The 26,529-nt window shown below is 55.4% G+C and carries 16 protein-coding genes; 6 read left to right on the top strand and 10 right to left on the bottom strand.

All coding sequences use genetic code 11. From position 1 onward, the window contains the following. Window positions 1-5: 5 nt before the first annotated feature. Complete coding sequence (locus tag K239x_RS21270) at window positions 6-1,400, bottom strand: proton-conducting transporter transmembrane domain-containing protein (RefSeq protein ID WP_145420395.1); 1,395 nt, start codon at window positions 1,398-1,400, stop codon at window positions 6-8. After that, window positions 1,397-4,498, bottom strand: coding sequence for a DUF2309 domain-containing protein (locus tag K239x_RS21265; protein WP_145420394.1), 3,102 nt, complete (start codon window positions 4,496-4,498; stop codon window positions 1,397-1,399). The genes K239x_RS21270 and K239x_RS21265 overlap by 4 nt, the downstream gene beginning before the upstream one ends. A 538-nt stretch (window positions 4,499-5,036) precedes the next feature. Between K239x_RS21265 and K239x_RS21260 the strand changes: the two genes are divergently transcribed. Together K239x_RS21260 and K239x_RS21255 are read left to right on the top strand one after the other, a co-directional pair. Then, the gene (locus tag K239x_RS21260) at window positions 5,037-6,431 is read left to right on the top strand and encodes a sigma-54-dependent transcriptional regulator (protein WP_145420393.1); all 1,395 of its coding nucleotides are present in this window, start codon (window positions 5,037-5,039) and stop codon (window positions 6,429-6,431) included. Between the two features lie 2 nt (window positions 6,432-6,433). Further along, window positions 6,434-7,828, top strand: coding sequence for a two-component system sensor histidine kinase NtrB (locus K239x_RS21255; protein ID WP_145420392.1), 1,395 nt, complete (start codon window positions 6,434-6,436; stop codon window positions 7,826-7,828). Window positions 7,829-7,939: 111 nt separating this feature from the next. On the opposite strand, the gene K239x_RS21250 is transcribed toward K239x_RS21255, so the two are convergent. Continuing rightward, on the bottom strand, window positions 7,940-9,949 hold the full coding sequence (locus K239x_RS21250) for an ABC transporter ATP-binding protein (protein ID WP_145420391.1): 2,010 nt from the start codon (window positions 9,947-9,949) through the stop codon (window positions 7,940-7,942). Between the two features lie 624 nt (window positions 9,950-10,573). Between K239x_RS21250 and K239x_RS21245 the strand changes: the two genes are divergently transcribed. Continuing rightward, window positions 10,574-12,154 carry a mercuric reductase gene (locus tag K239x_RS21245; protein ID WP_419189240.1) on the top strand — a complete coding sequence of 527 codons (1,581 nt, stop codon included), beginning with the start codon at window positions 10,574-10,576 and terminating at the stop codon, window positions 12,152-12,154. Window positions 12,155-12,209: 55 nt separating this feature from the next. On the opposite strand, the gene K239x_RS28870 is transcribed toward K239x_RS21245, so the two are convergent. From K239x_RS28870 to K239x_RS21215, 7 genes are all read right to left on the bottom strand, one after another. Beyond that, entirely contained in the window at window positions 12,210-12,386 is a 177-nt protein-coding gene (locus K239x_RS28870; protein ID WP_419189239.1) for a hypothetical protein, read from the bottom strand. A 53-nt stretch (window positions 12,387-12,439) separates the two neighbouring features. Further along, entirely contained in the window at window positions 12,440-13,669 is a 1,230-nt protein-coding gene (locus K239x_RS21240; RefSeq protein ID WP_145420390.1) for a DUF1559 domain-containing protein, read from the bottom strand. A 240-nt stretch (window positions 13,670-13,909) separates the two neighbouring features. After that, window positions 13,910-15,571 (bottom strand): FMN-binding protein, encoded by a 1,662-nt coding sequence (locus tag K239x_RS21235; protein WP_145420389.1) that lies wholly within the window; start codon window positions 15,569-15,571, stop codon window positions 13,910-13,912. A 59-nt stretch (window positions 15,572-15,630) separates the two neighbouring features. Further along, entirely contained in the window at window positions 15,631-17,901 is a 2,271-nt protein-coding gene (locus tag K239x_RS21230) for an FAD-dependent oxidoreductase (protein WP_145420388.1), read from the bottom strand. 82 nt (window positions 17,902-17,983) lie between these two features. Next, the gene (locus K239x_RS21225) at window positions 17,984-18,568 is read right to left on the bottom strand and encodes a peptide chain release factor family protein (RefSeq protein ID WP_419189238.1); all 585 of its coding nucleotides are present in this window, start codon (window positions 18,566-18,568) and stop codon (window positions 17,984-17,986) included. Further along, entirely contained in the window at window positions 18,561-20,567 is a 2,007-nt protein-coding gene (locus K239x_RS21220) for a hypothetical protein (RefSeq protein WP_145420387.1), read from the bottom strand. Before K239x_RS21220 ends, K239x_RS21225 begins: the two co-directional genes overlap by 8 nt. A gap of 129 nt (window positions 20,568-20,696) precedes the next feature. Beyond that, window positions 20,697-22,697: an efflux RND transporter periplasmic adaptor subunit gene (locus K239x_RS21215; RefSeq protein ID WP_145420386.1), complete on the bottom strand. Its 2,001-nt coding sequence runs from the start codon at window positions 22,695-22,697 to the stop codon at window positions 20,697-20,699. 291 nt (window positions 22,698-22,988) lie between these two features. Here K239x_RS21215 and K239x_RS21210 point away from each other — a divergent pair, with 291 nt between their 5' ends. The 3 genes from K239x_RS21210 to pepF all read left to right on the top strand — a co-directional run bounded on the left by K239x_RS21210 (window position 22,989) and on the right by pepF (window position 26,528). Beyond that, complete coding sequence (locus tag K239x_RS21210; protein ID WP_419189237.1) at window positions 22,989-24,113, top strand: M28 family peptidase; 1,125 nt, start codon at window positions 22,989-22,991, stop codon at window positions 24,111-24,113. Then, window positions 24,110-24,589, top strand: a complete 480-nt coding sequence (locus tag K239x_RS21205; RefSeq protein WP_419189236.1) for a hypothetical protein — start codon at window positions 24,110-24,112, stop codon at window positions 24,587-24,589. The genes K239x_RS21210 and K239x_RS21205 overlap by 4 nt, the downstream gene beginning before the upstream one ends. Before the next feature lie 136 nt (window positions 24,590-24,725). Beyond that, window positions 24,726-26,528, top strand: coding sequence for an oligoendopeptidase F (gene pepF, locus K239x_RS21200; protein WP_145420385.1), 1,803 nt, complete (start codon window positions 24,726-24,728; stop codon window positions 26,526-26,528). Window position 26,529 lies beyond the last annotated feature (1 nt).

Genomic DNA, 26,529 nt, shown 5'->3' with positions numbered 1-26,529 from the left:
TTAGGTTAGGCCACTCGATTGATTTTTTCGGGATGCAGCTCAGCGTTGTCTGACTCGCGAGATGATTCGCTGGATATCTTGTCGGTGATGGTGCGTTCGATCCGATCGCAGAAACTGGCAACGCAGACAAACGGTCGTACCACATACGTGTCAAGCGTCACGTCCATGAACCCGCGTTCAAATCCAAATCGATACCACCATCGCCCGAATTTTGGACGGCGATGTCCGGCGTCGGACCATGTTTCGTTTGGCAATCGGGCACCGATCTTGTTTTCCAAATCGTTGACGTCACGCAGCAGCGTGGGGGCTCGCAACAATTGCATCGTTCGCAAGCAGGCATGCCCAACGATGTGGATGAGTGCCAGGTAATGCAGTCCCATGCCAACTTCGACGACGATTACACCGACTTGTGTTAACGATGCGTAAGCAAGCGAAACCTTGATGTCGCTTTGAACTCGCGACATGATCGCGCCGCAGACGGCGGAAACCGCCCCCAACGAAATCACCATGATTTGAAGCGTTAGTGAAGCGGCGATGATCGGACTCAGACGCAGCAATAAGTACGCTCCCAGGTGGACCGATAACGCGCCGTAGAAAATGGCACTTGACGGAGTGGGGCCTTCCATCGCCCGCGGCAACCAACCGGACAAGGGGAACAGAGCGGATTTGCCCGCGGCCGCGATCAGGATCAGCACACCGACAAACAAAGCTTGGCTTGAATCGATCGCGGCGGAACCTTCGGGCCATACGCCGCTGCTCATCAAACCGCCAAAGTCGCCTTCGCCGGTCATATGGTGCATCGTGATCGCAGCGACCAATAGTGCGGCATCCGACAATCGGTAGATGGACCAAATGCGTTCCGCTTGGCGAACCGGATTGATGCGGTTGTGAAAGTACGCAACGAGCAACGCCGACGACAAACCAACCATTTCCCAACCCACGAACAAGGTTTCGATGGTGCTGGCAAGTGACGATAGCACCATGCCGCAGAAGAACACGGCGTAGAAAAGGAAAAAACGCTGATAGCCTTCTTCGCGGTGCAGGTATCGCCGCGTGAATTCGCCGACCACTCCGCAAAGAGTGCAGGACAATAGCAAGAAAGGGATGCTTAGTCGGTCAAACGCGAATTTTAGGTGAAAGTGAAAGTGCTGTTCGGGGATCGAAACCCAGTTGCCCAGTTCAATGGGCACGTAACGAATGCCCGTTGCCAACATCAACACCACAATGCCGACCGTCGGCAGTGAAGTGAGCCAGACAGATGCTTGCGTCAGACGCGACGTCACCGATTCGCCAAGCTTGTACCCCGCGAGCGACGAAAGTCCCAGGATACAGAGCAGCGCGATTGGACTGGCGATGACCGCGGTGCCAAGAATGTGAAACGTGATTTCAAGTGGAGTCATCTTCCGGCGGTCTCTGTATTGTTGATCGAAGCAAATCCCAAGTGATCACGGATGCCGCGGTACCAATCGACGGACGAATTCGCGGTCGGGATCTCTGTTTCCGATGGCACGTAAGGTTGGTAGCTTCCCTGCACGTACCGCAGGATCGTGGACGTTTGCGGATCTATCAGAGCGATCTGTACCCAGTTGCCTTGAATCAGTCGGGCGATGCTTTCGTTTTGGGCAATGATCATGTCCAATTTCTCCGGCGTCGTTTCGATCACGAACAGCATTCGCATGGGTTCGTGGATTTCGACCATTTGCTGCGACAGGCCGGGACGGAGATCACTGGCCGCTCCGGTCATGACGCCGATCATCGACGCCACATTGTGCGGCAACTTTGATCCGCATCCGTAACCTTCAACGTCGACGGTCGAAAAATAGTATTCCAGATTGATGCCGGCACAGACGGGAATGGCCGCCTGCAGAATGCGAGTCAGCACCGTGACGTTATCGTCATCCACTGCAGGATCGTACTGGGTCAAGAAAACGCGTCGGTCCATGAACAGACCCCGTGTCCAGTCGCGTCGGCCGACCGTGACCAAAGCATTGGTGGCGTGATTGTATTCAGGCCTCGCTTGCGACAGGTCTTCCGCTCGTTGTTCGACATGCTGCAGCGATTCGGCGGGAGTCATCGACAGTGGCGCGGAATTGAATCGGCGTGATCGTTCGTGAGCGTTGCGACATCGAGTCTCGTTCACACTCGCTTCGATCTGCCGAAACAGTTCGCGATGAGTTCGCGGGAGGAGATCCAGGTCGTAGTATTCAACATCGTCGTTGCAAGTGTTGTGGAAAGCGCCGACAAAACGAACGTCTTCGGGGATCTCAATGCCGCGTTTGGCGACTAGGCGTCTGACCCGGGGGTCGTTGGCCATGTTTGAAAACGCGCGAGCATTTGGGCCGCCACGTCCGCCGCTGCACGCCCCGCAGTTGTAAGCCGATTCGTGCGGGTTGTTCAGGCTTCCGCTTCCGTGTCCAAAGAACACCACGATTGGTGGAAAGTTATCGACCCGGCCGATGTCCTGCAAAATTCTCTCTACGATGCTGGCCATTTCGTCAACGCTGTAGCCAAGTGAATCCGGTTCTCGGCCGGGCTGCGGAGCGGTACGTTCTAGGTGAAGTTCAGTTGCGGGTGGTTTGACAAACGTTCCCAGCGACTCGCGTATCCGTGACGTCAACCGAGGCGCCATGATGCGAGCGACCATCGGGAAAGTCGCCAATGCTCCGAACACGCTGGTGATCCAACCGCCGGTCATTGTTCGTGAATTTGCGTGGACTTGATGAGTGACAAAACCGATGCGTCGACGATGTTCGGCCCGCTTTTTACTTTCGGTCACGGTCGAAAAGGTTGGTTCTTCGCGAACATAGTGCTGTGGTTTGACGATCGCGGGACACAGCGGGCGGAAGTGTGCGTGGTCAGCGCCTTGGTAATACATCGCGACGGCAAAGAAACCAGCGGCCGACGCCGTTTGACATTCGGGTTCGACTTCTTCCAAGTGCCGGCGAAACGATTCTTCGCGGTCATCGATGCAAAAGATTGCAAGGAAGGTCGGGCAGGTGGCGGCTGGTTGCTGAGATTGTTTTTGCCGACGAGCTGAGTGAATGGCGATCGCATCCAAGGCAGATGCTTGGTAGTGAAGTTCGTACGCCGCATGCAAAATACGTCGACGGTCCAGTGAGTCGAACATTTCGATCTCGCGAACCAAGCAAGTCCATTGCTCGACTGACATCGAAACCAATTGCTCCGGAGTCCACCCACCTGCTTGAGCCAACTGAAAAATCGTGTAGGTCCGCTCATTGATTGACGGACTGGTTCGATGGTTTCGTCGATGTGATTTCAGTTCGACTTGTTCGCGAATTTTTGTCAGATCACGAGTGCCGAAATGCAGTCGACCGGCATCCGCGATCGCGTACCGTTGCAGAATCAAACGAATAGCCAAATATTCGTTAAGTGTGCCCGTCGGAATCGGGTTGGGCAGATGCGGCGAATTGGATTCTGTTTGCCAGATCATTCCTGCCCAGCCGCGAAGAGCCAGCAAGGATTCAGTCAGAGTCTCCTGGATATCCTCGGGCTTCACGCCCATCGCAGCCAGCGATTCGTTGATCGAACGGATCGGGTCGAAATTCTCTTTGGCAATTGTTTCCATTTCGCTGCCAAGTCCTTTCATCCAGATAGGCACGATGGAGAATCGACTGGAGAATAAATTTGCAAACGATTTTGCAAACCCTAGTTCACGGTCTGGCAACGACCATTCGGCAAACCCTTGGTCCAGAAAACCACCGCAAAAACGAATCAGAACTTCGTTGACCGTTTCATGAATCTGGATGCCATCAAGCCGCCGCAGCAATTGCTCCAACGATCGCGAGGGGACTTCGGTGGGGTACGGAGCGTTGGCGGCTTTGACTCCGTCATAGCAAGATCGCCACAGTGCTTTTAACGTAAACGCTTCCCAGGCATCATCGTTCCACGATTGGACTTTCTTGTTACCACTATTTTGAACGATTTCGCGGACGATGTTCGGCGATTCGGACTCGCGCTGCCGCAGCACCCAGGTGCGCGTCGCCGCAACAAATCTCTCTCGGCGTGAATCACTGACTTCGCCTCGAAAACGCTTCAGTAGGTCCGATTCCCTCAGCAGCCATTGCAGTTCCGCTTCGGGGGCCGTGTGCAGATTCATTTGCAACATCGCCAAACGCAGCGTGTAGCGAGTTCCGAAGGACGCGACCAGTTGGTCGGCATCGTCGGCCAAGTCATCCATCAGGATTTGGCGAAGATCGTCGACCGAGATTCGATTGCACCGCAGTTCTTGTCGGTAGCGATCCTCTGAAAGATACGGTTCACAGCCGTAGCGTTTGCCGCCTTCGATGACCGCTTGGTCGAACGGCAGGTGTTCAAACGAGTGCAGCGTGTTGTGATGCACAAAGATCGAGATCGGTCCTTGCGCCGGCAAGTAGTGTTTTGCGTGCTCAATCGCTTCGGAGATGGCTGCCAAGTCTCGGTCATCTTCGATCGGCTTGACAGTCTTTTCGTCAGGCGAGCTTGCGTTTGCGATTTGCATGGGCGAAGAAACGGCGGTGAGCAAACGAGATGGAAGGTCGTGGTTGGCACACCCTTATGCACGGGCTGTGCCGAAGCGATCGTTCGAGTTTCCAGATTGTTCGCAAAGACAGCGTTTTGCCGTGTTAGAAAAAGTTTGGTACGGCTCCTCCGCACGGTAGCCGCGAAGCAACCGACCAGGGATTCGTGCAGGCATTTGCAGTGGTGTGCAAACTTTTGCAGCACTGCGATTCGCTGCTCTAGGTCTCAACTGCACTTGAGCCCGCAAGTTTGTGTCGACGCTACGAGACCGATCGCGGTCGCACTATGTTTTGATAGAATGGAGAATTGGTAGACAGCTCCCATTGCGAATCGCAAACATTCGACTCACTCCATGCGTTTAATCTTGGTCATCCATGGCTGCCGTTGTCGATAACTTTCAGATCGTTTGAGACGCTTCGCTGAGTTGTCGCTGAGTTGTCGTTGACGCGTCGTTCACCGCGGTGAGGCATCAACCGGAATCGCGATCATGAAGGATTCAACCGAGGAACCACGCCCTTATGACCAACGCCCCATCCGTCGGTAGTTCGTCCGTCGGCAGCCTGCCCTTCGGTATCTTGATCGTCGATGACGAGCCCAACATTCGATCCGGTCTGGCAAAAGGCTTGGCGGACGATGGCAGGGTCATCGATACGGCGGGAGATGCGGATGAAGCCTTGGCCAAGTTCGCGAAGAATGCCCACCCGTTGGTAATCGTCGACGTCCGATTGAACTGTGGCGTCACTGGCATCGAATTGCTGACGCAGATGGTCCATGACCGGCCGGGGACTTGTGTGATCGTGATCACCGCGCATGGCACGGTTGAAACGGCAGTGGAAGCGATGCGGGCTGGGGCATTCGACTTTGTTCTGAAACCAGTTGATCTGAATTTGGTTCGGCAACAAGTTCGGCGAGCTCAGGATCACTACGAGTTGTGGTTGGAAAATCAACAGCTTCGCAACCAGCTTGCCGAATCAGGCGAGCTGTCCAATATTGTCGCTAGTGGCGCCGCGATGGAGGATGTGTTTCGGCAGATTCGTCAAGTCGCCGGAACGCAGGCGACCGTCATGATCCACGGTGAAAGTGGCACAGGAAAAGAACTGGTTGCTCGAGCATTGCATGATTTGAGCGAGCAATCGGCTAACGCATTTGTGCCCGTCAATCTCGGAGCACTTCCCGAAACGCTGCTCGAAAGCGAATTGTTCGGGCACGAGAAAGGATCTTTTAGCGGAGCGACGCGGCAAAAGCCTGGCTGTTTTGAACGCGCGGTCGGCGGTACGTTGTTTTTGGATGAAGTCACTGAGATGTCGGCAAAGAGCCAAGTCGACCTGCTGCGTGTGTTGGAGACCGGACAGTTCAATCGAGTCGGTGGCGAAGAACTCTTGCACTCGGATGCTCGTGTCATTTCGGCGACCAATCGCAGCGTCGAAAACTTGGTCGAGGAAAACGATTTTCGGGAAGATCTCTACTATCGGTTAAACGTGATTCCGGTTGTCGTGCCACCGCTTCGGAATCGTCGTGACAACATTCCATTGTTGGTCGAGCACTTTTTGGAACATTTCTGCGCTCGCCACTCTCGAGAGCCCAAGCAAGTTTCGCCCGCAGCGATGCAGCGGCTGACTGATGCATCTTGGCCGGGCAATGTTCGGCAACTGCGAAACGTGATTGAGCGAATGGTCATCACGACACCGGGAGACACGATTCACGAAGGCGAACTGCCTGCTGAACTGACACGCGTGAAAGCAGTCGACTCCGCGTTGCCGCCGTCGCTTGCCGAAGCGGTCGAAGCGTGCGAAAAATCAACAATCGAAGCCGCGTTGGCGGTTTGCGATCTGCACCGCGAACGAACGGCCAAGGCGTTGGGCGTCAGCGTGCGAACGCTGCATTACAAAATGGGCCGATACGGACTGCGGTAAACATGTTTAGTGCTGACGATAGCCGTAGCGTTCGACGCTTTGCCATTGGTTTGGCGATTCTCAGCCTGCTTACACTGAGCGTTACCGCCTGGATTTGGATCAATGTTCGGCACGAGCAGCAAATCGTCGGTCAGCTGATCGGTCATCTGCGTGGCAATGATTTTGAAGTTGCTGAAGAATTGCAGAGCGAACTGAGCGTGCAGAGCGAATTGTCGCTGCTGTTGGTTTTAAATGCGATCGCGACCGCTGTTGTCTTGTCGTTCGTGGTGCGCGGCTATTTCAGCAGTCAGCGATCGCTGCGAGATGCAAAGGAACTGTCGGCGGACATCTTGGCCAGCATGGATTCCGGGGTAATCACGACTGATCAAGAAGGCACGATCATCAGTGTCAATCCGCGCGGCGAACAGCTGGTCGGTCTGGAGTCGCGAGCTCCCCAAATTTCGATTTCTGATGTCCACTCGCAGCACAGCTTGCTTTGCGAGATCACCGAGGCGGTTCAGAAATACGGGCAACCGATTCGCGACCGTGACTATCACGTAACAAATGATGGACACACGCGAACACTGCGCGCCGGATGCACCGTGCTGCGATCACGTGATGGCGAGAATGTTGGTTTGGTCATTCACGTTCGCGACGTAAGTGAACGAAGGCTGATGGAAGAACGCCTGCGGCGGATGGAACGTTACATGAGCCTAGGGTCGCTGGCGGCAGGGCTGCAGCACGAGATCAAGAATCCGCTGAGTGCATTGTCGCTCCATATTCAGCTGCTTTGCGAACGTCTGGGAAAGGAGACGGGCGACGCGGAAACAGCCGAGTCGCTTGATATCTTGAACACCGAGGTCAAACGCATCGGAGGCGTGCTGGATAGTTTTCGTAACTACGCGTCAATTCACGACATCGGTCGATCGCCAGTCGATGTAGCGTTGTTGATCGAAAAACTGGTTCGTCTCATCCGCCTGGATGCAGAAGCAAAGGGCGTCAAAATCAAAGTCGACTTGCCAACGGAAATGGTCGGTCTGATTCAAGCCGATGAGGTGCGACTGCAACAGGTGATTTTGAACCTCGCCATCAATGGGATCGCCGCGATGCCAAGTGGCGGCGTGCTGGTTTTTAAGCTTTCCGGACAAGACGACGATATTTGCATCGAAGTGAGCGACACGGGCGGCGGAATTCCCGATGACATTCAAGGCAAGATCTTTGATCCTTACTTTACGACGCGCAGCGAAGGTACCGGCATGGGCTTGGCATTGTGCGACAAGATCATTCGCCAACACGACGGCAGCATCGATTTCGCGACCGACAAAGATGGCACAACCTTTACGGTTCGCTTGCCAAAGGTCGACGCGGCCAATGTCTCGGCGCCGTCCGCGGACCATGATGTCCCAACGCTGTATTGAGGCGATCAGCCGTTTGCGACTGTCGATCACGAACGGTCGGATGGTTTCCTTGCAGAGATGCCGTGCAGCGTCGATGACTTCTGAAGTCGTGGCCGCAGCACGTGCATTTGCTTAGGCACTCTTGCGTTGCTCGACGCCGCACAGGCTTTGGTAAAAGCGATTGCGAGCAAACAGGTCTTCGTGCAATCCGCTGTCGGCTACTTTGCCGCTTTCGATCACAACGATGCGATCGGCCATCGCCAAACTGGTCGGTCGGTGGGTAATCATCACGCCGGTGCGGTCGACTAAAAATTTCGCCAACGCTTCGTGGATGAGCTGTTCACTTTCCAAATCAATTTGGCTGGTCGCTTCATCCAGGATCAAGATGTCTGGGTTTCGCAGAAAGGCGCGGGCCAGGGCGATTCGTTGCATCTGCCCGCCGGAGAGTCGCATTCCGCTGGCACCCAAGACGGTTTGGTAACCATTGGGAGTTTTGCGGTGAATGAAATCGTCGGCAAACGCCATCTTTGCGGCGCGAACCACGGCGTGACTATCGGCACCCGGTGTCCCGTAGCGAATGTTGTTTTCGATTGTGTCGTCGAACAAGATCGTGCGCTGCGTTACCAGGGCGAGTCGTTTTCGCAGGTCCCGCGTTCGCATGTCGCTGAGCGGCACGCCGTCCAGAGATACCGTTCCGCCTTGGGGATCATCGAACCGACACAACAAGCTAACCAGCGTGCTCTTGCCGCTTCCGTTGGGGCCCACCACGGCGATCGTTTCACCGTGGCGAATGGTTAGGTCGACTCCGCGAAGGACGGTTGGTCCGGCCGGGTACTGGTAAGAAACATCACTGAATTCAATGCGATGATGAGGTCGATTGACTGCTTGCGGAGACGAGGGTTCGTGGACGCGAACAGGAGCATCGATGATTTCGTAAATTCGGGTCGTCGCCGCGATTCCGCCTTGAAGCCGACTCCAGACATCCGTCAACTTTCTTGCCGGATCGGATGCACCAATCAGGAACGCAAAGAACAGGCAGATTTGACCTGGGTCGAGTGGTTCGTAGGTGATTCGCAAACCCAACAGGTGTGTCTTTTGATTCAATACCAAGTAGCCGCCCGCCAGAATTGCCAAGCCGACGGTGATCATTCCCATCAACTCGCTGCTGCTACGAGCCAACGTGTTGTAGAACGCCATCTTCATTGATTTGCGAAAGTAAGCGTTGATACCTTGGCTGAAACGGGCTCGTTCAAATGCTTGTGTATTGAAGGCCTTGATGACGCGAATGCCGGCAAAGGAATCATTCAGCATTCCATACAGCTGACTCATTTCTTCCATCGCTCGTCGACTGGCGCGACGGATAGCGCGGCTAAGGTGCTGCATCACAAGCGCCAGAATAGGCGTTAGCACCATCACGAAAAGCAACAGTCGTGGGCACAGATAGGCGGCGCTGCCGATGCACACCACCAGCTTTAGTGGTTCGCGGACCATTTTGCCAAGCAACACCGTGACTCCAGCGCTGACCAAGGCGATGTCGTTGGTCAGTCGAGCGGTCAAGTCAGCGGAGCCGTTTTCGCCAAACGAATCCAAGTCTAGGTGAAGTGCCTTGCGATAGAAAATCGCACGCAAATCGACGGCCGTTCGTTGTGACACGTACTGTACCATCAGCATGTTGCCCATCAGTGCAATCAGTTTGATGACCGTGCTGACGACCAGCAAAAACACGATGATGCGCAGCGTGCTGAACGGTGTCGTCGGCGCGTATTTGTCCAGATAGGGCTGGACGAGCTGCATGTAGTAGACGCTGCCGCTTTTGTCCTTTTTCTTCTGGACTTCCTTGCCAATCAGTTTCTCGATCGTAGGACGGACCGCGGGATCGGCGGTCGCTAGTTTTTGGTTCAGAGATGCGATTTCCGCATCAAAGCCTGCAATCATCTCGTTGGCGAGCGCGATTTCTTTTGCGGCGTACTCAGGCATGCTGTCGCAAGCGGGGTCGTCACTGAAGACGACGCGAATCAGCGGCAGTAGCGTGCCAATGTTGGCGCCCCACAAAACCGCGATCAACGCAGATGTAGCCAGAATGCCAGCTAGCGACCATTTATGGCGTAACGAAATTCGCAGTACGCGACCAAAGTTGTTCATTGAAAAAATCGTCGTCCATGCCGGGCAAAATCATGCGCGCATCCCGCACGCATCGATGGAGTGTTCCGTCAAACTGACTTGTAACGAACTGCCCCGGGGTGAACCAGCCGAATTTAGATGCAAATCCAACCGATGACTGACGCTTCCTTGACGCGGAATCGATGATTTTGAGCTGGGTTTCACGGTTCAGTTTCACAACGTTTGGCTAGGACGCCGTAAAAAGCTGTCTTGCCGCCGGTCTCGCCTACGTGTCGATCGCATTTCAAGCTGGCACGTCGATGGCAGCTGAGTATTTGGGCCATTTGATTTTGCGACGCTTTCTGCTGATTATGGTCCGGCTGCGGAGGTGTCAGTGACGTATCGGTGGCGATACAAATGCGGTCGCACAGCATCGGCATCCTTCTTCGCGACTGGCCGGTCGCGCGTGCGAAACGATTGTCATCAAAGGCTGCATCGCAGTTTCCGCAAGATCTCACAAATCCCTTGTCCGCCGCACTACGATGGTTTCGGTCTTGGTCAACAGAATTGCAGTGATGGCGGGCAGAGCACTGAAATCACCATCTTTGCGATAGGCAATCTTTAAGAACACTGAAAACGACCTCCGTACATCTCGATAGAACCAACGTGAATACTACTTCCAGCGAAAATTCGACAAGTCCCTTGGTTCAATTGCAGCCTCACGACGAATTCAATCGGCAATTGGAATCGAACGTGCATCCGCCAACGTGGACAAACCCGACTCCCAGTCAACCTTATCATCTGGTGGTGATCGGTGCCGGAACTGCTGGTTTGGTGACGGCTGCTGGTGCAGCTGGCCTTGGTGCCCGAGTCGCGTTGGTCGAACGCGAATTGATGGGGGGCGATTGTCTGAATGTCGGCTGCGTTCCGTCCAAAGGTATGATCAGCGCCGCACGCATCGTGGCGACGATGAAGGAAGCGGCTTCGTTCGGAATTGAAGTTCCAGAAAATCCCGTCGTCGACTTTGCTGCTGTCATGCAACGAATGCGAAGACTTCGCGCCGAAATCAGCCCCGCCGATTCAGCACAGCGCTTCAGCGATTTGGGAGTGGATGTTTATTTGGGGCAAGGCAGTTTTGCGGGCGATGATCGAGTAACCGTGACTCGAAATGATGGTAGCACCAGTGAACTGCAGTTCCGAAAAGCCGTTGTGGCAACCGGCGCACGAGCGGCCGCGCCACCCATTGATGGACTGGAGACCGTCGAATACCTGACCAACGAAAACTTGTTTTCACTGACCGAGTTGCCGCCTTGGTTTGGCGTGATCGGTAGCGGCCCAATCGGAGCGGAGATGGCTCAAGTCTTTGCTCGATTAGGCAGCGAAGTGGTGCTCTTCGAACGCGGCCCAAACATTCTGGGCCGCGAGGATCCTGAGGCGGCCGCCATCGTTCAAAAAGAATTCGAGCGGGACGGCATCAATTTGATGCTCAATAGCAAAGACATGAAAGTCTCTCGTTGCGAAGATGATCGGATTCGAGTCGCCGTTAAACGTGACGGTGATCCGTACGACATTACGGTCGACAAACTGTTGGTCGCCGTGGGCCGTGCCCCCAATACCGATGGTCTGAACTTGGCTGCCGTCAACGTGGAATTTGGCAAAACGGGCGTCAGTGTCAACGACCACCTGCAGACGACGAATCCGAAAATTTACGCTGCGGGAGACATTTGTTCGCAATACAAGTTCACGCATGCGGCGGATTTTCAAGCTCGCATCGTGATCCAAAATGCCTTGTTTGCGACGGGGCCGTTCGGCAAAAAGAAGTCCAGTGATCTGATCATTCCGTGGGCAACGTACACATCGCCCGAAGTGGCCCATGTCGGGCTTTACGAAAAAGACGCCGCAAAGCAAAGCATCGAAATCGATACCTACGTCCAGCACTTTGCCGACGTCGATCGCGCGATTTTGGAAGGAAACCCAGAGGGATTTGTCAAAGTATTGACGCGCAAGGGGACGGACCAGATTTTGGGCGCGACGATCGTTGCTGAAAATGCGGGTGACTTGATTTCAGAAATCACTTTGGCAATGACGCATGGGCTGGGGCTGTCCAAGATCGGCAGCACGATCCATCCGTATCCGACCGTGGCTGATGCGATTCGCAAACTTGGCGACCAATACAATCGAACCAAGCTGACACCGCGAAACGAAAAGCTGCTTGGATTGCTGCAACGATGGAATGTTGGGAGCTAGCCAAGCAGCTTGAGCGGACAGATGTGATTTTAGGTGATGATGCCTGTTGTCACGGTTAACGCTTCGTGCTTACCTGCGGCATTTGCTTGACGTATTCTTCTTGGCCGGCCTGTAGTTCGGCTAAGAAGTCTTCGCTGAGGGAGCCAATCACTTGAGTTTCGTTGCTGCGACCGCAGCCGATGATCCAAGGCAGCGAGCAGAGAAAAACGGCGACGATGATTTTGTTTTGCATGGTTGGAATCCTTGGCGTTTGAAATTGTAATTTGGCGAGAGCTTTTCGCCTGGTTATTGGTTCAATTGTTCTTGGATGATTTCGGATGCCGCCCGAGTGCCAAGTGCTCCCCACAATCCGTAGGGGCTTTTTTGACCGGGGGCCGATTTGCCTTGTTGACCGGCTTCGACCATGTGCGCGTTTTGGTCGCCCGCTTCGATGGAGTCCGTCACAAAGACAACGGCACCGTCGCCCATCATCACGTGGCACCCGCCTTGATGGCGGCTACTTGGCGGCGCGATCCCTTGTTGGCCAGGCCAATCGTTTTGCCAGCAGGCTGCTGTGTTGGGTGGTGTGATCGTAAAGCAGCCGGTGTGAAACGTTTCGCCGTTCATCCATTGGAATCCACGGCCGTAGATCGAACCTCCATCCCAATCGCTGAACAAGAGCGTCGAAGTGGCCCAGAAACGCGGCCGAGACGGATCGATCGCGCCGTTTTGTTCGCAAATACGAGGGTTGGCTTTTACACCGGTTTGGCTGCGAGCGGCTTGGGTACGGACATCGCGATCACCCAAGTCGGTGGCAATTTCGCCAGCAATGATCGTGTTGGATAGTCCATCCAGAATGTCGCGAAACCGCATCGCACGGTGAGCGACAAAGGCACCACGCTGGCCAGCACGCGAAAGCTGTGCGTCGGCCGACGTTTGTACCAACGCGTGATTCATCGGTCCCGTTTCGGCTTTGCAAAACGAATCGCCTAAGCACACGGCGTAGTTGCTGCGGCCTTGTGCGGGGACACCGTAGCCGGGATCCGATGGGCATCGATAAGTTGGAATCTCGGTCATCGCCGGCGGGTACTTGAAACTGGCCCAGAAACTAGGCTTGGGGCCAAACGCACTCCAGGAGGGAGATTTGGTAATTCGCTGTCCATCGTCGCCCAGTTCGGCTCCGAGCGGGCGACTCAGTTCGTTCCACAAACCTTGCTGTTCGATGAACGGAGTGATGCCGACCCAAGCACTGAGTTGGCTTTGGTTGGTGTTGGGCGACCAGATCCACCAGTTCGCAGTACCAGGATCTAGGCCCGTTCCTGTCTTGTGCTTGGGCAGACGTTTGTAGGTTGAATGGTAATTGTGAACTGCCAATCCGATCTGCTTGAAATTGTTGCTGCAACTCATTCGCCTCGCTGCTTCGCGTGCAGCTTGAACGGCGGGTAGCAGAAGCCCAACCAGGATGCCGATGATCGCGATGACGACCAAGAGTTCAACAAGTGTGAAGGCGCGACGGGCGCGTGGGGAAGCTGTCATGGGGATGCTCTTTTGATTTGTCTCGTAAGGATCAAGCGAGACAATGCTCGCGGGTCACTCGACCGCTAGGAGCATCCAACATGGAGAACTTTCGTCAACGCAAAATGCGCGTGCAGCGGTTCGAACGAAAAGAGATTCTGAGTTGGTCAAAGGGTGGAGTCGGATTTGAGGGATAACCCCAAGAGCGATACTTTTTCAATAACGTCGACCACGGCGGGGAACACATAGTCACGAAGAAAATTACGCGATCGAGAACCATCGCGTTGCGACTGCCGCAATCAGTAGCGCAAGGGCAAGAATGTCCGCCAGCTTGATTCGGTGGCTCTGCGATGATCGTCTTACGTAGTCAAGCAACCGGCCGGTAGGACAACCCAGCCGGCAATATCCCATCGGGATGACAGCGGCGATCGCCAGTGATGCGAAAGTCATCCCAATCGCACTCCACGAAGCAATCTGGAACAGGTACGCATGGAACGGTTCCCAGGATGACAAGTCGATTGTCGGACGCACCAATAGCATCGCATACGCGATCACAAGCGTCGTTCCAGGAATCCAACGCAACAGCATTTGGACCTTGCCGGATAGACGGATTCTGCGTCGTGATTTGGACCGGGGACGGATCAACTGCTGAACCGCCCCATGGGGGCACAGATGGTTGCAGTAAGGGTTTCCTTTGGTGGTTGCCGGTGTCAGCATTGCAACGACGGCAATCGCGGCCAGCCCTGGTGCCAGTCGCCAAGCGATTCCTTCGGCTCCCCATCCCGCTAGAAGTGCCATGGATACCAAGTTGCCTGCCCAGAGACCAATCACCGCGATGATCCAGAGCAGCCAAGTTGTCCGAAGCCACTTGATACGGAACCACCGTCGCCAGCTGAACAAACCAAGCAACAAAATCGATGCCACGGTGGCGATGTCGGGTAGCGACCATCGCATGCGAAGCGATGATGGTTGGGCGGCCAAGCGATCCGATTCCTGTTGGGCCAGAGTCATGCCCTTGGCTGCCGCGACAATCGTGTCGGCTACGGCCAAACTGGTCATCGTCGCTCCGGAAACCCCTTCGATTCGTTCGGCTTCGGGATCTAGCACCGCCAGTTCGTCGATCGTTTTGCCTGTGAACAAACTCCAGAAATAGGCTTCGGTGCGGACGTAGTCGACGTAAGGTTCATTATCAAATGACTCTCGAATCGCGATGCGACGGACGATTCTGTCTTGGTCGATCTGAAACAGCAGTTCGGTGGGGCCCTGATAGCCGGCGATGTCATCGGAGATCGGACCCGTGCGAATCACCTGACTCTCTGGAAAATCCTGGTCCGCCCATTCGCTCTGTTCCGATGGTGACAGATCATCGGGGAACACCAGCGACGGTCGGTCACCACCGATCCGCCGAAGGACGCTTTCGGCAAGGGCCATGCTGGTCAACGTCGCGCCCGACACGGCGTCGACTTGCAGGTCGCCAGCAGGGCCACCCCAAGGCCAGTGGCGGAACTGAGCAAAGAAGTCTCCGTCTGCCAAGACCGCATCAACGTGTTCGGGCGTGTCGGTGCTGGCAAGCAAAGCAACCCGATCGATATTGAATTCCGAGTCCAGCACAATCATTGCTTCGGTCGGACCCCGGTAGCCAACGATGTCGTTGCCAAGCGGCAGCGTCCGCGCGATCTTGGAAAGCGGTTCGCCGGACGCATTGTTGACGGTCCACATCCCGCTGCCATCGGCAATCGGTTCAATCGAGACGGGTTCTTCAAACAACGCTTGAACCACGTCGATGCTAGGCGCCGCGCCCGCATCGACGATCTGACGCTGCTGAGGCGACGGAATCGCCAGCAGCAACGCGACCACCATGCCAACACGCGCAGCATGAAACCATCGGGCCAGACTGGATTGCCTGGAAGTGCGATGGTTCATTTTGGAGTCGGCGATCGTGAAACGAAAGAAAGACGTGGGCGGACGGTTCGGCCTAATTTCTATTGGACCTTTAGCAAACGCACTGCGTCAACGTGCACATTGCCATCGGCACCTTCGGTACTGATCGTCACGTTGACTCGATTTCCGTCGCCAGTGTCGACTTCGGTGACCGTCAAAATGTCATTGGGTGATTTTTCGCGTTGGTTGACTCTGTGCTCGGTTTGTTTGCCATCGGCAAGCACCGTGACAAGCGTGTTGGTGGCACGGTTCTGGTGAGCTTGCGAATAGAGTTGGACTTTGTATTTCCCTGGCTCTTTGAACTTCATGATAAAGGTGGCCGACGATTTGCTCTTGGGCGACGCATACTGGTAGCTCCAGCCGACGTAGTTTTTCAACCCGGTTCCGCTAGTCCAGTTTCCTCGTAGTGTGGCATCTTTGTCGTCCAGCACGATGCCGTCTTCTTTCTTGGGGTCTTTGCCGGACATGGGGCCTTGAGGGCCGGCCATTGGCAAAATGTCATCGGGAATGATGATCTGTGCCGACGGTGTGCTTCGGTGAGCTTTGCCTGGCAATTTGAGTAGTTCTAGCAAAGCATCCAAATGCGATTCGTAAACGTCACGCGGATTGCAGCTGTTCAGAGCACAGAGCGAAGCAGCTTTGCCGACGACTTCGCCCATCATGCCGCAGGTTTTCATCACGCGGACCGTCCCGAGTGCTTCGTGAGTGACCGAAATATTTCTTCCGGCCATGAACAGGTTGTCGATGTTGCGACTGTAAAAACAGCGATACGGCACCGGATACCCGTACGATCGGTCCACGCGTCGGTCGTGCACGGCGACTGAGATGAAAGGGTTGTCAGCATACTTTTTTGCGTACTGTTCTTTTGGGTAGTGCAAGTCAATCGACCAAGTCGTTGGGACACAACCATCGGGGAAATCACGTTTGGCCACGACATCCTCTTGAGTCAGTACGACGTCGCCCATCAACCGTCGGCTCTCTCGCGGACCGCCGACGTAGGCGACCCAAGTCAGAATCGCGTTTTTGTGCTTGTCGGCACCGTCGCGGTTTTTCATCGCATTGAACGCGCCATAGACGGCTCGCAAGTTCCAATCGCGGATGGCTTCGGCGCTACCCAGGGCATCCTTGTCGAAACCGCTTTCCCAAAACCATTGTCCGTGATGGTCACGGGGATACGGAAAGTCAGCCATGTCCAAATCCAACGCCCAAGGAGTTTGGGGGAAATCAGTTGGTGCGGCTTCTTCGTCCCACGCCCACATGTTGCTCATGCCCATGCGGCCCGTCTCTGTCATTTCCAGTTCGGCTTTGGCCCAGTTGCCGATCCAACCATGACCGGTGCAGTCGGCGAAAAGGTTGCCCAAGATTTGAACTTCTTGGCCACTGCGGGTATCAAACGCGAACACGCTTTCAATCTTTGATCCGTCCAATTCGACGGCGTGAGCGTGATGGTTCAGCAGCAGGTCGATGTTGGGTTCAGCAAGGACAGTCTGTTCTTTTAAGTCGTCGCCAAACTCTTCGTACGAGCCGGGTGATTTGGTTGCATGGTCCGAAAACTCCTCGACGATCTCGCCGATGCGTGGAAACTTGCCGCGGCGAATGTTGCCCATTGCCCAGACTCGTACTTCGCTCGATCCGTTGCCGCCCAACACCGGACGGTCTTGGACCAGTGCGACGCGGCAGCCCATGCGAGCACCCGAAATTGCGGCTCCCATTCCCGCGTAACCTCCGCCGATGACGACCAGATCATAAGGGCCACGAGTCGCCGGGGTTTCGGGAAGATCCAGCTGTTTGCGTCGCCAGTCTGACAACACGCCCTGCTCAGCGGGCGGCGTCGCATCCTGGTCCGTCGTGAAGTAGATGCAGTCGCAGCGACCATCAAAACCCGTTAAGTCTTTGAGTGTCAATTTACGCGAACCTTGCGCGAGATCGACAAGGCCGCCGTCGTGCCATGACCACTCGGCTCCTTGGGTGCCAAAGGTTTCCGAGAGTGGTTTGCCGTCGATTGCGATTTGGAATTTTCCCGGCGCCCCCTTTGCTTCCCAGCGGGCGACCCAATCGATCGTCCTGACCCAGACGCGGTACTGACCCGATTGCGGAACTTCAAATTCCGTGCTGGCGTCATCGACGGGCTTGCCCAGACCGTGTGCGAGCAAATAGGGGGATCCCATTTGTTGAATGAATTGCGTATCGAGCTTCCATCCACCGCGATCGGCAAAGCTTTCCGTTTCGACAAAAATCTCGGCTGCACTAGCCTGTTGCGAGATCGCGCAGAAAGCGATCAGCAGTCCAATCGAGGTTCGAATAAGTTTCATGGTGGGTCACTAAATCTAGGTGAGTCAAAGTGTGTTGGCGGGCGATCATAGACAGATCGCCGGCCATTGTAGCTACTTCAATTCACTTTAGCGCCCGCCGCCCATGATGTTGTCGAATGCGGTTAACTATTGCAAAAGCGTCGCGATCCGATTTAATCAGCCCTACGATGGCCGACGTGGAAGCGGACCATTTTTCGGCCACGGCACTTGGTTGGCCTCCGCTAGCGTGCAGATCGTTCAGGACCATCGCCAGCACGCCCGGTTTGGCATCGTTTTGGTCGTTCAATTTCAACGACTTTCCGAAATACGCTGCACGGACATCGGATTCCAGTGGCACTTCCGACGCATCAAAAATCGACGGCGTACGCAAGTGCACGGCCAGTCGAAACCTGAGTCGCTGGAGTGCGACCGTTCGGTTGGCGGCTTGGCTGCGTCGCTCGGTTGCTTCACCGACGATACCGCTGGGCCGGTGTGTCAGAAAGACGCCCGAACTGGTTTTGTTTCGATGCTGTCCACCCGGTCCGCTGCGCCGCTGTGTTCGCAATTCACAGACTTGCAACAGTTGCTCCGGTGGCAGCACAGCCGGGTGCGGAGCATCGCAAAGCGTGAGCAGTATGCGGTCGCCTACGTTCGGCAGAATCGGCTGCGTCGAATCGTCTTTACCCACGAATCCACTCGCTCCACCAGCTTGACAAATCCGCTGCAAAGCTTCGGTTAGGCAAGCGAAAGACGCCGTTGCATTCTTGGCCAATCATTGAAAGCAGTTCGTCTTCTTGGCAGTCGGGGATCATGCACAAAGCTTGGTACGCGGCTGCGCCGACGACCGACTGTTCGTCGGATCGGATTTTGGATACATCGTAGACTGTCGACGAAATCACATGGCCCGGCCGCGACGCCAATGTGATTTGAACCGATGATCCAATTTGGATTTGAGATCGATCACAGGCATCAATCACGAGAGCTGCATGAAGTGAATTGTCGCGGCCGATGCGACACCAGGACCCTCGTGTGGTACCGAGTTCGCCGACGCGATCGTAGAGCGTCATTACCGATCCGCTAGAGTTGGATTCGACAGTTGGCTTGGCTGGAATAATGACCCCGGAGGCTTCGGCAGTCACCTGAAGCCGGGCCAAGCGTTTTTCGGCCGCCATGACTTCTTGTCTTGCGCCCACCTGATTTGCTAGGAGCCGTTGCCGTTGATCTTTGGATTTTGGACCCGAGTATTTCGACTCCAGTCTGCCAATTCGATCCGCGCTGTTGATTCGATGATTTGCAAGGACCAGCTGGCTCTGGGCCTTGCGTTTTGCGAGTTGCTCTTCGTCATCGGCAAGAACCACGATCGGATCACCGGCGCGGACCCGTTGTCCGTAGTCTTTGATTGATTCGTTTTTCACAACTTGCGAATGCGGCAAGGTAACGCGAAGTGCGTGGGCTGCGTCAACCATTCCGCGCGCGGGACGGTACCGTGGCATCGGCGCGAAGAACAACGCAGCGCACACGAACGCAAAGAAGCCGATCACAAACATGCGACGGGCCAACTGGACACGCTGCCAATTGGCTTGACCGCTCAGGGCACTAGCGGCACGTTGCAGGTTTTTTTGAATCAGCATGATCGATGCCAGTAGAACGAATGCAATCGCGACTGGCCTTAGGTAAAAGTAGCCAGCCACGGCAATCAGGAGTGTTGCGATCGTGCAGGTCACCACCAAACGATAACCCTTCGATGCAAGATGGTAGATGGCTAACGAGACGCTGCGACGGTCACTGCTTTTGTCGACGGCGTATTCCGGGCCAGCGATCCGCCGCGTTGCCACCGATCGAAATGCTTTCTGCGATTCTTGGCGAAGGTTCGTGCTTTCCAATAGGTCGGACAGCACAAAGTAGCCGTCGTATCGCATCAGTGGGTTGGCGTTGAAAAGCAATGTGCTGACGCTGCAGATGACCATCAAGTTCAACGCCATCAGTCGGATCGACGGATCGGTTCCAAATGCCCAAACAAACGTGGCGATTGCCGCAATGATTAATTCGATGTAGATGCCCGCCATCATCACCGCCGCGCGACGAATCGCAGAGGACTGTCGCCAGATGTCAGTGACTTCGCAGTAAGGGCACGGCATGCCGCACAGCAGCAACACGCCCACACTGCCGCACCGCGATCCCATCCGTCGGCACATGACTGCATGCCCCAGTTCGTGAGCGATTTTGGTCAACACGAAAACAACGCCCAAGGTGATGGGGCTGGTGTGTTGCAAGAAACTGGTTAGCGAACCGAGCGATGCGATGATTTCGGCACCGCGACTGATCGCGATCATCGCGGCGATCAAGATGACAACTGACCAAGCCACCATCGCGGTAGTCGAAAACACGATCGAACTCGGGGCGACCAATCTGCGTGCCAGCCAGTCAACGCCTCCCATCGGGATGCGAATGGCCAAGAACGAAAATTTCGGTTTGCGGTTCTCAGCGATACGACTCCGTGTCCACCCTGCTTCTTGAGCTTGTGCCCAGAGCGCGGGATCATTGTCGCCACGGACCAGTCGCTGCCAGAGGTCTTCGGAGACCCTCGCAAATCGCCCGGCCACTTCGTCGACCACGATCCGATAAGGGCGTACTCGCCCTTGCACGGCCGTGGTGTTCAGATCGCGTCGGAGGGGAGTGGTGGACATGTTTCAGTGTGTGGCGTTTGGTCTTGCGGCGGGGACGCTTGCCGGTAGCTGCCGGGGCCGTAGCGGGTGGTGTTTGAGGAAACAATGTCGTGGGGGCTGGAACGAGTCGGGCAATCGATTGGCTGCGCACTAGTCGTGGCCAAAGTAGAGCCCTGCCAGTTCACGGGCTTTGGCAATGACGTCTTGGAAAAGCAAATAGGCCGCGGGGCGATTTCCACAATAGAAAATGGCTTTTGCCGGCACGCCCGACAAACTTCCCGCCATCGGGCTGGAAAGCTGAAGCCGCACGCTGCTGGTGCGAAGTCCACTGTCGGTTTGAATAACAGATGGCCCCATCGGTTGGTTCATGGTTGCCGACAAAGGCTGGTCGGGCGAAGAATCCAGAGCAACTTGGACGCGAAGTGTTTCGCTTTCGCTGGATTGATGAATCGACGATGTGCGATTTTGAGGCACGGTGACATCGACGATCCAGGGTTTGTCGTCGGCAACGATTCGCATCAGCTGGTCGCCGCGTTTGAGTGGTAATCCTTCTGCCAACCGTTCTTCGATTCGCCAAGAGTCCACACGTCCACTGCGGTCCGCGCGAACGACCAGGCTTTCTCGGTGTTGTTTCCGCAGTGAGATTAGGTCGTCGATACCGGTCAGGTTCACGCCCAGTTCGCTATATTCATTTTGCAGGGTGGTGCCGTCCTTGCCCTGGGATCGTACTTTTCTAAGTTCGCTTTCTACATTCTTTTGCTTTTCACTCAGCACGGACTGGTCGCGTGTCAGGCCGCGAATTTCGTCCTCTAGATTCTCGTCTTTCAACGCGATAAGAATGTCGCCCTTCTGGACTTTATCGCCGTGACCGACATATCGCGTCAGAACGATTGAATCGCGGTGTGCTGAAACCTGTTGGACGTGCTGTGGATCGGGACGAACGGTCGCGGGAGCATGCACGTACATCGGAGTGGGCAGCATGGCTAAGATGATCAGCATCGTTAGCACGCAGGCAGTGAAAATGGGACGCAACCACCATTGGATTTGCCCTGACTGCAGTGCGGGCGCCATGGATGCCAACAAGCGGCCTCCGGGGATCGCATCGAACTGGCTTGCATTGCGAAGCGAGACGCTGGCGTGATCGACAAATCGACGTAGCTGGTCGCGGTTTTCAAAGCTGCTGGCTTGGCTACTAACTGCAACCAATCGCAGCGTGCTGGCTGAATCATGTGGCGCGACGACGAACGTGTTAGAGTGGTCGTCATTTTCTTGTGCAATTACTCCAATGCCATCGTCTAGTTCCATGCCGGCGGCCGAAAGCAAAAAGCGAGCTCCGTCAGAGCGATGGTCAATCTTGTTGACATGGCTGACCGCAGCGAGCGTCGCGTGGGGCGCATCGACGATGCAGAGCGCAACGCGATCAAAATCAAACAGGTCAGCAGCTGTATCGACGATGGCAGCCTGGACTTGTTCGCGACGCGTATTGCGATGCAAACCTTCGATGGCGGTGTCGACCCGCTGGCTGATCAACGTCGTTCGTTTCAAACGCCGAAGCTCGGCGGCTCGCAAGAATTCGCCGGCCAAGTCTGCCATCTGAACAACAAAACGCAGGTAGCCGCGTTGGGTCGTCACCCCACCCTCGGGTTCCAGAAAGACTTCGATCAAATACTCGATCTTTCCCGAGCCGGTGTCGCTTTCGATTGGAACGACTGCCGCAGGAGTGTCCGTTGGATTGGCTGGCACCGTTGATTCGCTGGCGCCGGGGGTGGCCGGGACAACGACCGGGATCGCTTCGCGGGCCACTTGGGACAACATGGTTTGGTGCGTGGCTGCACACTCCGGCAAAATCGTCTTGTCGGTTATTCGGCCGCATCGCTGAATGGGCGCAAAGGGAACGTCGGGGGGTTCTGAATTTCGATACCAGATCACGACGCCTTCGGCCGCCATCGCACGCAGAATATGGTCCACCAGAAGCGAACTGAATTGTCCAATCGTGCGATCGCTCCGCGCTGCCACGGCGACTTCGCGAATGATCTCGGTGATTTCACGCCGGGTGTCGTGGACCAGACTGTCCTGCGTCGCGACCGTACTTCGCCCTGCACCAGCACCTGTCCCTGCGCCTGCACCGATCGCAACTCCGGCTGTAGCCACAGCGGACTGGAATACGAACGGTTGGTGGGGCGAAGGGGGATTCACGACTACCGGGCGAGTCCGAGAAAAAGAATGGTCGACGTTCGTAGGGCTCAAATGCGAGACGCCACCTCTAGGGGACTAACAAAACGGCGTGCAAAGCGACAATGTCGTTTTCCGATTATTTGCTAGCGGATTGGCTGCATTCGCGAACAATCAGTCCAAGAGCACGCCGGGGCGACAAGCCGGTGTGGCATGATCGACGAGATTCGCCACAATGATGGCATGACTTCCGCAACGACCCAGCATTCCATGACCGTCCCCAACCCCTCTTCATCCAGCACACGTCACTCCACGGTGAGTGATCCGAACAGGCCAACACCGGCCCATCCGTCGGTTAGTGGGCCTGTCAGTAATTCGCCCGGCAATAATCCTGCGGCAAAAGCGACCGGTCGTTGGTGGATCTATGGTGTTTTTTTGGCACTTGCCGCCGCGATGGTTTTTGTGGCGTTCACCAGCGGCGTATTCCACCGCGGTCCCGTCGAAAACGTTAGCCCCACGCTTGCTGCGATTCCGGCCACTTACGATGCCAGTCGCTCGTTTTCGTATCTCCAACAGCTTTGCGACATCGGGCGACGTCCGTCGGGTTCGCCTGGAATGCAGCAACAACAGGAGTTGCTGGCCAAGCACTTTCGTCAACGCGGGGCGCAAGTCAGCTTGCAAACGTTTCAGATTCGACATCCCGAAAACGGTTCAGATGTTTCGCTCGCAAATCTGATCGCGTCGTGGCATGCTGATCGCCCCAAGCGTTATTTGATCTGCGCCCATTACGACACGCGGCCCTTTCCTGATCAAGATCGCAATAATCCCAAGGGCGTTTTCGTTGGTGCCAATGACGGTGCCAGCGGGACGGCTGGGCTGATGGAGCTGGCCAACCAGATGAACGATTTGCCTGATGATGTGGGCGTCGATTTGGTGGCATTTGATGGCGAAGAGTTTGTTTTTCAGCAAGGTCGCGACGACTACTTTCTCGGTTCCACGTTTTTCGCCCAAAAGTACAAGGCGACTCCGCCCGCTGTTCCCTACCGGGCAGGCGTATTGCTGGACATGATCGGCGACCGTGAACTGAGAATCTATTACGAACGAAACAGTTTGCGTTACGCGCCCAAAGTCGCTCGGCAAATATGGGGCGTGGCGCGAAAATTGCGAGTGCGAGCGTTCATCCCCAAAGAGCGGCACGAAATCCAAGATGATCATTTGCCGCTGAACCGGATCGCGGAAATCCCCACGGTCGACTTAATTGATTTTGACTATCCCCGCGAAGGTTTCGGGGCTCCTTCGTATTGGCATACCGAGCAAGATGTTCCGGCCAACTGCAGTGGTGAATCGATCGCCGCGGTCGTTTGGGTCGTCCACGAGTGGCTCAAGAAACAATGATTCCGGTCTTATTCGTCGGCGGAATGTTTGCGGGCGGGCTGCTGCTGTCGGCAACCCTGTTTGGCTTTGCCGCTTGGCTGCACTTCAATGAACAAAACGGCTGGGCGTATGAAAACGGCGATCCTGAGGACGTTGGATTTAGCCAGCAGGATCGCGATGAAATGAAGTCGCCGGAAGCGGACGCGAAGTATTTGGCCAGCCGAAAACGATCGCGAAATCGCGTCCATTTCTTGTTTGCTGCCAGCGGTGTGCTGGTCTTGATCGCGACCGTTGCCGGACCGGGGCTGGTGTTCGTGGCCGCGTGGAGCTGTGTCGCGTTTGTGCTGATGGCCATCATGGCGATCGCGACGCTTGACGGGATTCGGACGCATGTCCATCGTCGAAGCAAGCGATCCCGGACTAGTCGTGACCTGCTTGAAGCCGATCTGCGTGACCGTAGCTTGCGTGACGGTAACCTGCGTCGCGGCGACGACTGAGCGGTGCGCGGGCGTTACAATGCTGCCAAAATATTGGGTGTACCGTGATCCTGTCGTAATCGCTACTTTAATCAACACAAGGCGTTTCCCATGGGCGACGCCCTACTCTTCAGTTCTTCCCCCAACTGCGAATCGAATGTCTGCTACCGCCACGCTTCCTAACCGCAGCGAAGTTTCTTCCAGCGATTGCTGGGACCTTTCCAGTTTGTTTGAAAACGACGCTGCTTGGGAAAAGGATTTTCAACAGGTCGATACTCTGATCGATACCTACGAAACTTTCCGTGGGCGGTTGGGCGAATCAGCGGCGGTGTTGGCCGAAGCATTGGCGTTTGATAGCGACTTTGATCGCACTTCGGAGCGATTGGGATACTACGCGTTTTTGAAAACCACCGAAGACCAAAGCAACAGCGACTACCAAGCGATGAAGGCGCGGTTCCAAAATTTGGCCGTCCGCGCCGGTCAAGCGTCCAGCTACATGCGTCCCGAATTGCTTGCGATCGACGAAACGGTGATGTCGGGATTGATCACTGACCCGGCTTTGTCGCGTTTTCGTTTGCAGTTGGAACGGCTACTGCGCTATCGTCCGCACACGCTGACTGACAACGAAGAACGCTTGCTGGCGATGCAAGGCGAGATGGCGGGCGCGGCGGGCAACGCATTTCGCCAATTGAATGATGCTGATTTGCGTTTTGGTGAATTGAAAGACCACGAAGGCAATACGGTTGAACTGTCGCATGCCACGTTCAGTCAATTTTTGATCAGCCCTGATCGCGACGTTCGCCGCAAAGCGTTTAAGCAGTACTACGAGCAGTTTGCTGCTCACGAAAACACGCTCGCCGCGACGCTGGCTGGCAGCATCCAACGAGACGTCTACTACGCTCGCGCCCGAAACTACGAAAGCAGTCTGCAGTCGTCTCTTTTTCCAGACAATGTGCCTGTCGACGTCTACGACAACTTGATCACGGCGGTGCGAGATTCGCTTCCCAGTGTTCACCATTACTTGGACGTGCGTCGACGAAAGATGGGGTTGAAAGACATCCATCACTACGACACCTACGTGCCGATTCTTAGCAATATCGAAAAACATCACAATTGGGACCAGGCTTCTGAAGTCGTCTTGCAGTCACTGGCTCCGTTGGGAAGTGAATACACGAGCGTTTTGGCCGAAGGACTAAGCGGTCGCTGGTGTGATCGTTATCCCAATCGCGGCAAACAAAGCGGCGCGTTCAGCTGCGGTTCGTTTGACGGCGATCCGTTCATTTTGATGAACTTCAAAGAACAAGTGCTGAACGATGTCTTTACGCTGACGCATGAAGCCGGGCACTCGATGCACAGCTGGTATTCGTCGCGCAGTCAGCCGTACGAGTACTACAACTACACGATTTTTGTGGCCGAAGTTGCCAGTACTTTCAACGAACAACTGTTGACCGAGCATCTGCTCAGCAATGCGGCGAACGATCAAGAACGCGCGTATCTGATCAACAACGAACTGGACAGCATTCGCGCGACCGTCGTGCGTCAGACCATGTTCGCAGAGTTTGAAAAGAAAACGCATGAGATGGCCGAAGCGGGCGAACCGCTGACCGTCAAAACGATGCGTGGCGTTTACCGCGAGTTGTTGGAAGCGTACTTCGGACCAGAGTTTGTCATCGATGAAGAGCTTGATTTGGAGTGTTTCCGGATTCCACACTTCTACCGCGCGTTTTACGTCTACAAGTACGCGACTGGATTGAGCGCCGCAGTGGCATTGTCACGGCGTGTGTTGGAGGGCGGCAAAGAGGAGTTGGACGCTTACCTGAATTTCCTTTCTTGTGGTTGCAGCAAGGACCCACTGGATCTTTTGCGTGATGCAGGCGTCGACATGTCCAGCCCCGAGCCTGTCAAAACAACGCTCAAGCGTTTTGCGACACTGACTGCCGAACTTGATCAATTGTTGTAAT

This window comes from Stieleria marina, from assembly GCA_007741555.1.
In the GTDB taxonomy this organism is placed as follows: Bacteria; Planctomycetota; Planctomycetia; order Pirellulales; family Pirellulaceae; genus K23-9.
Note: the sequence above shows the minus strand (reverse complement) of the source record. Positions and strands in the feature narration are given on the sequence as shown.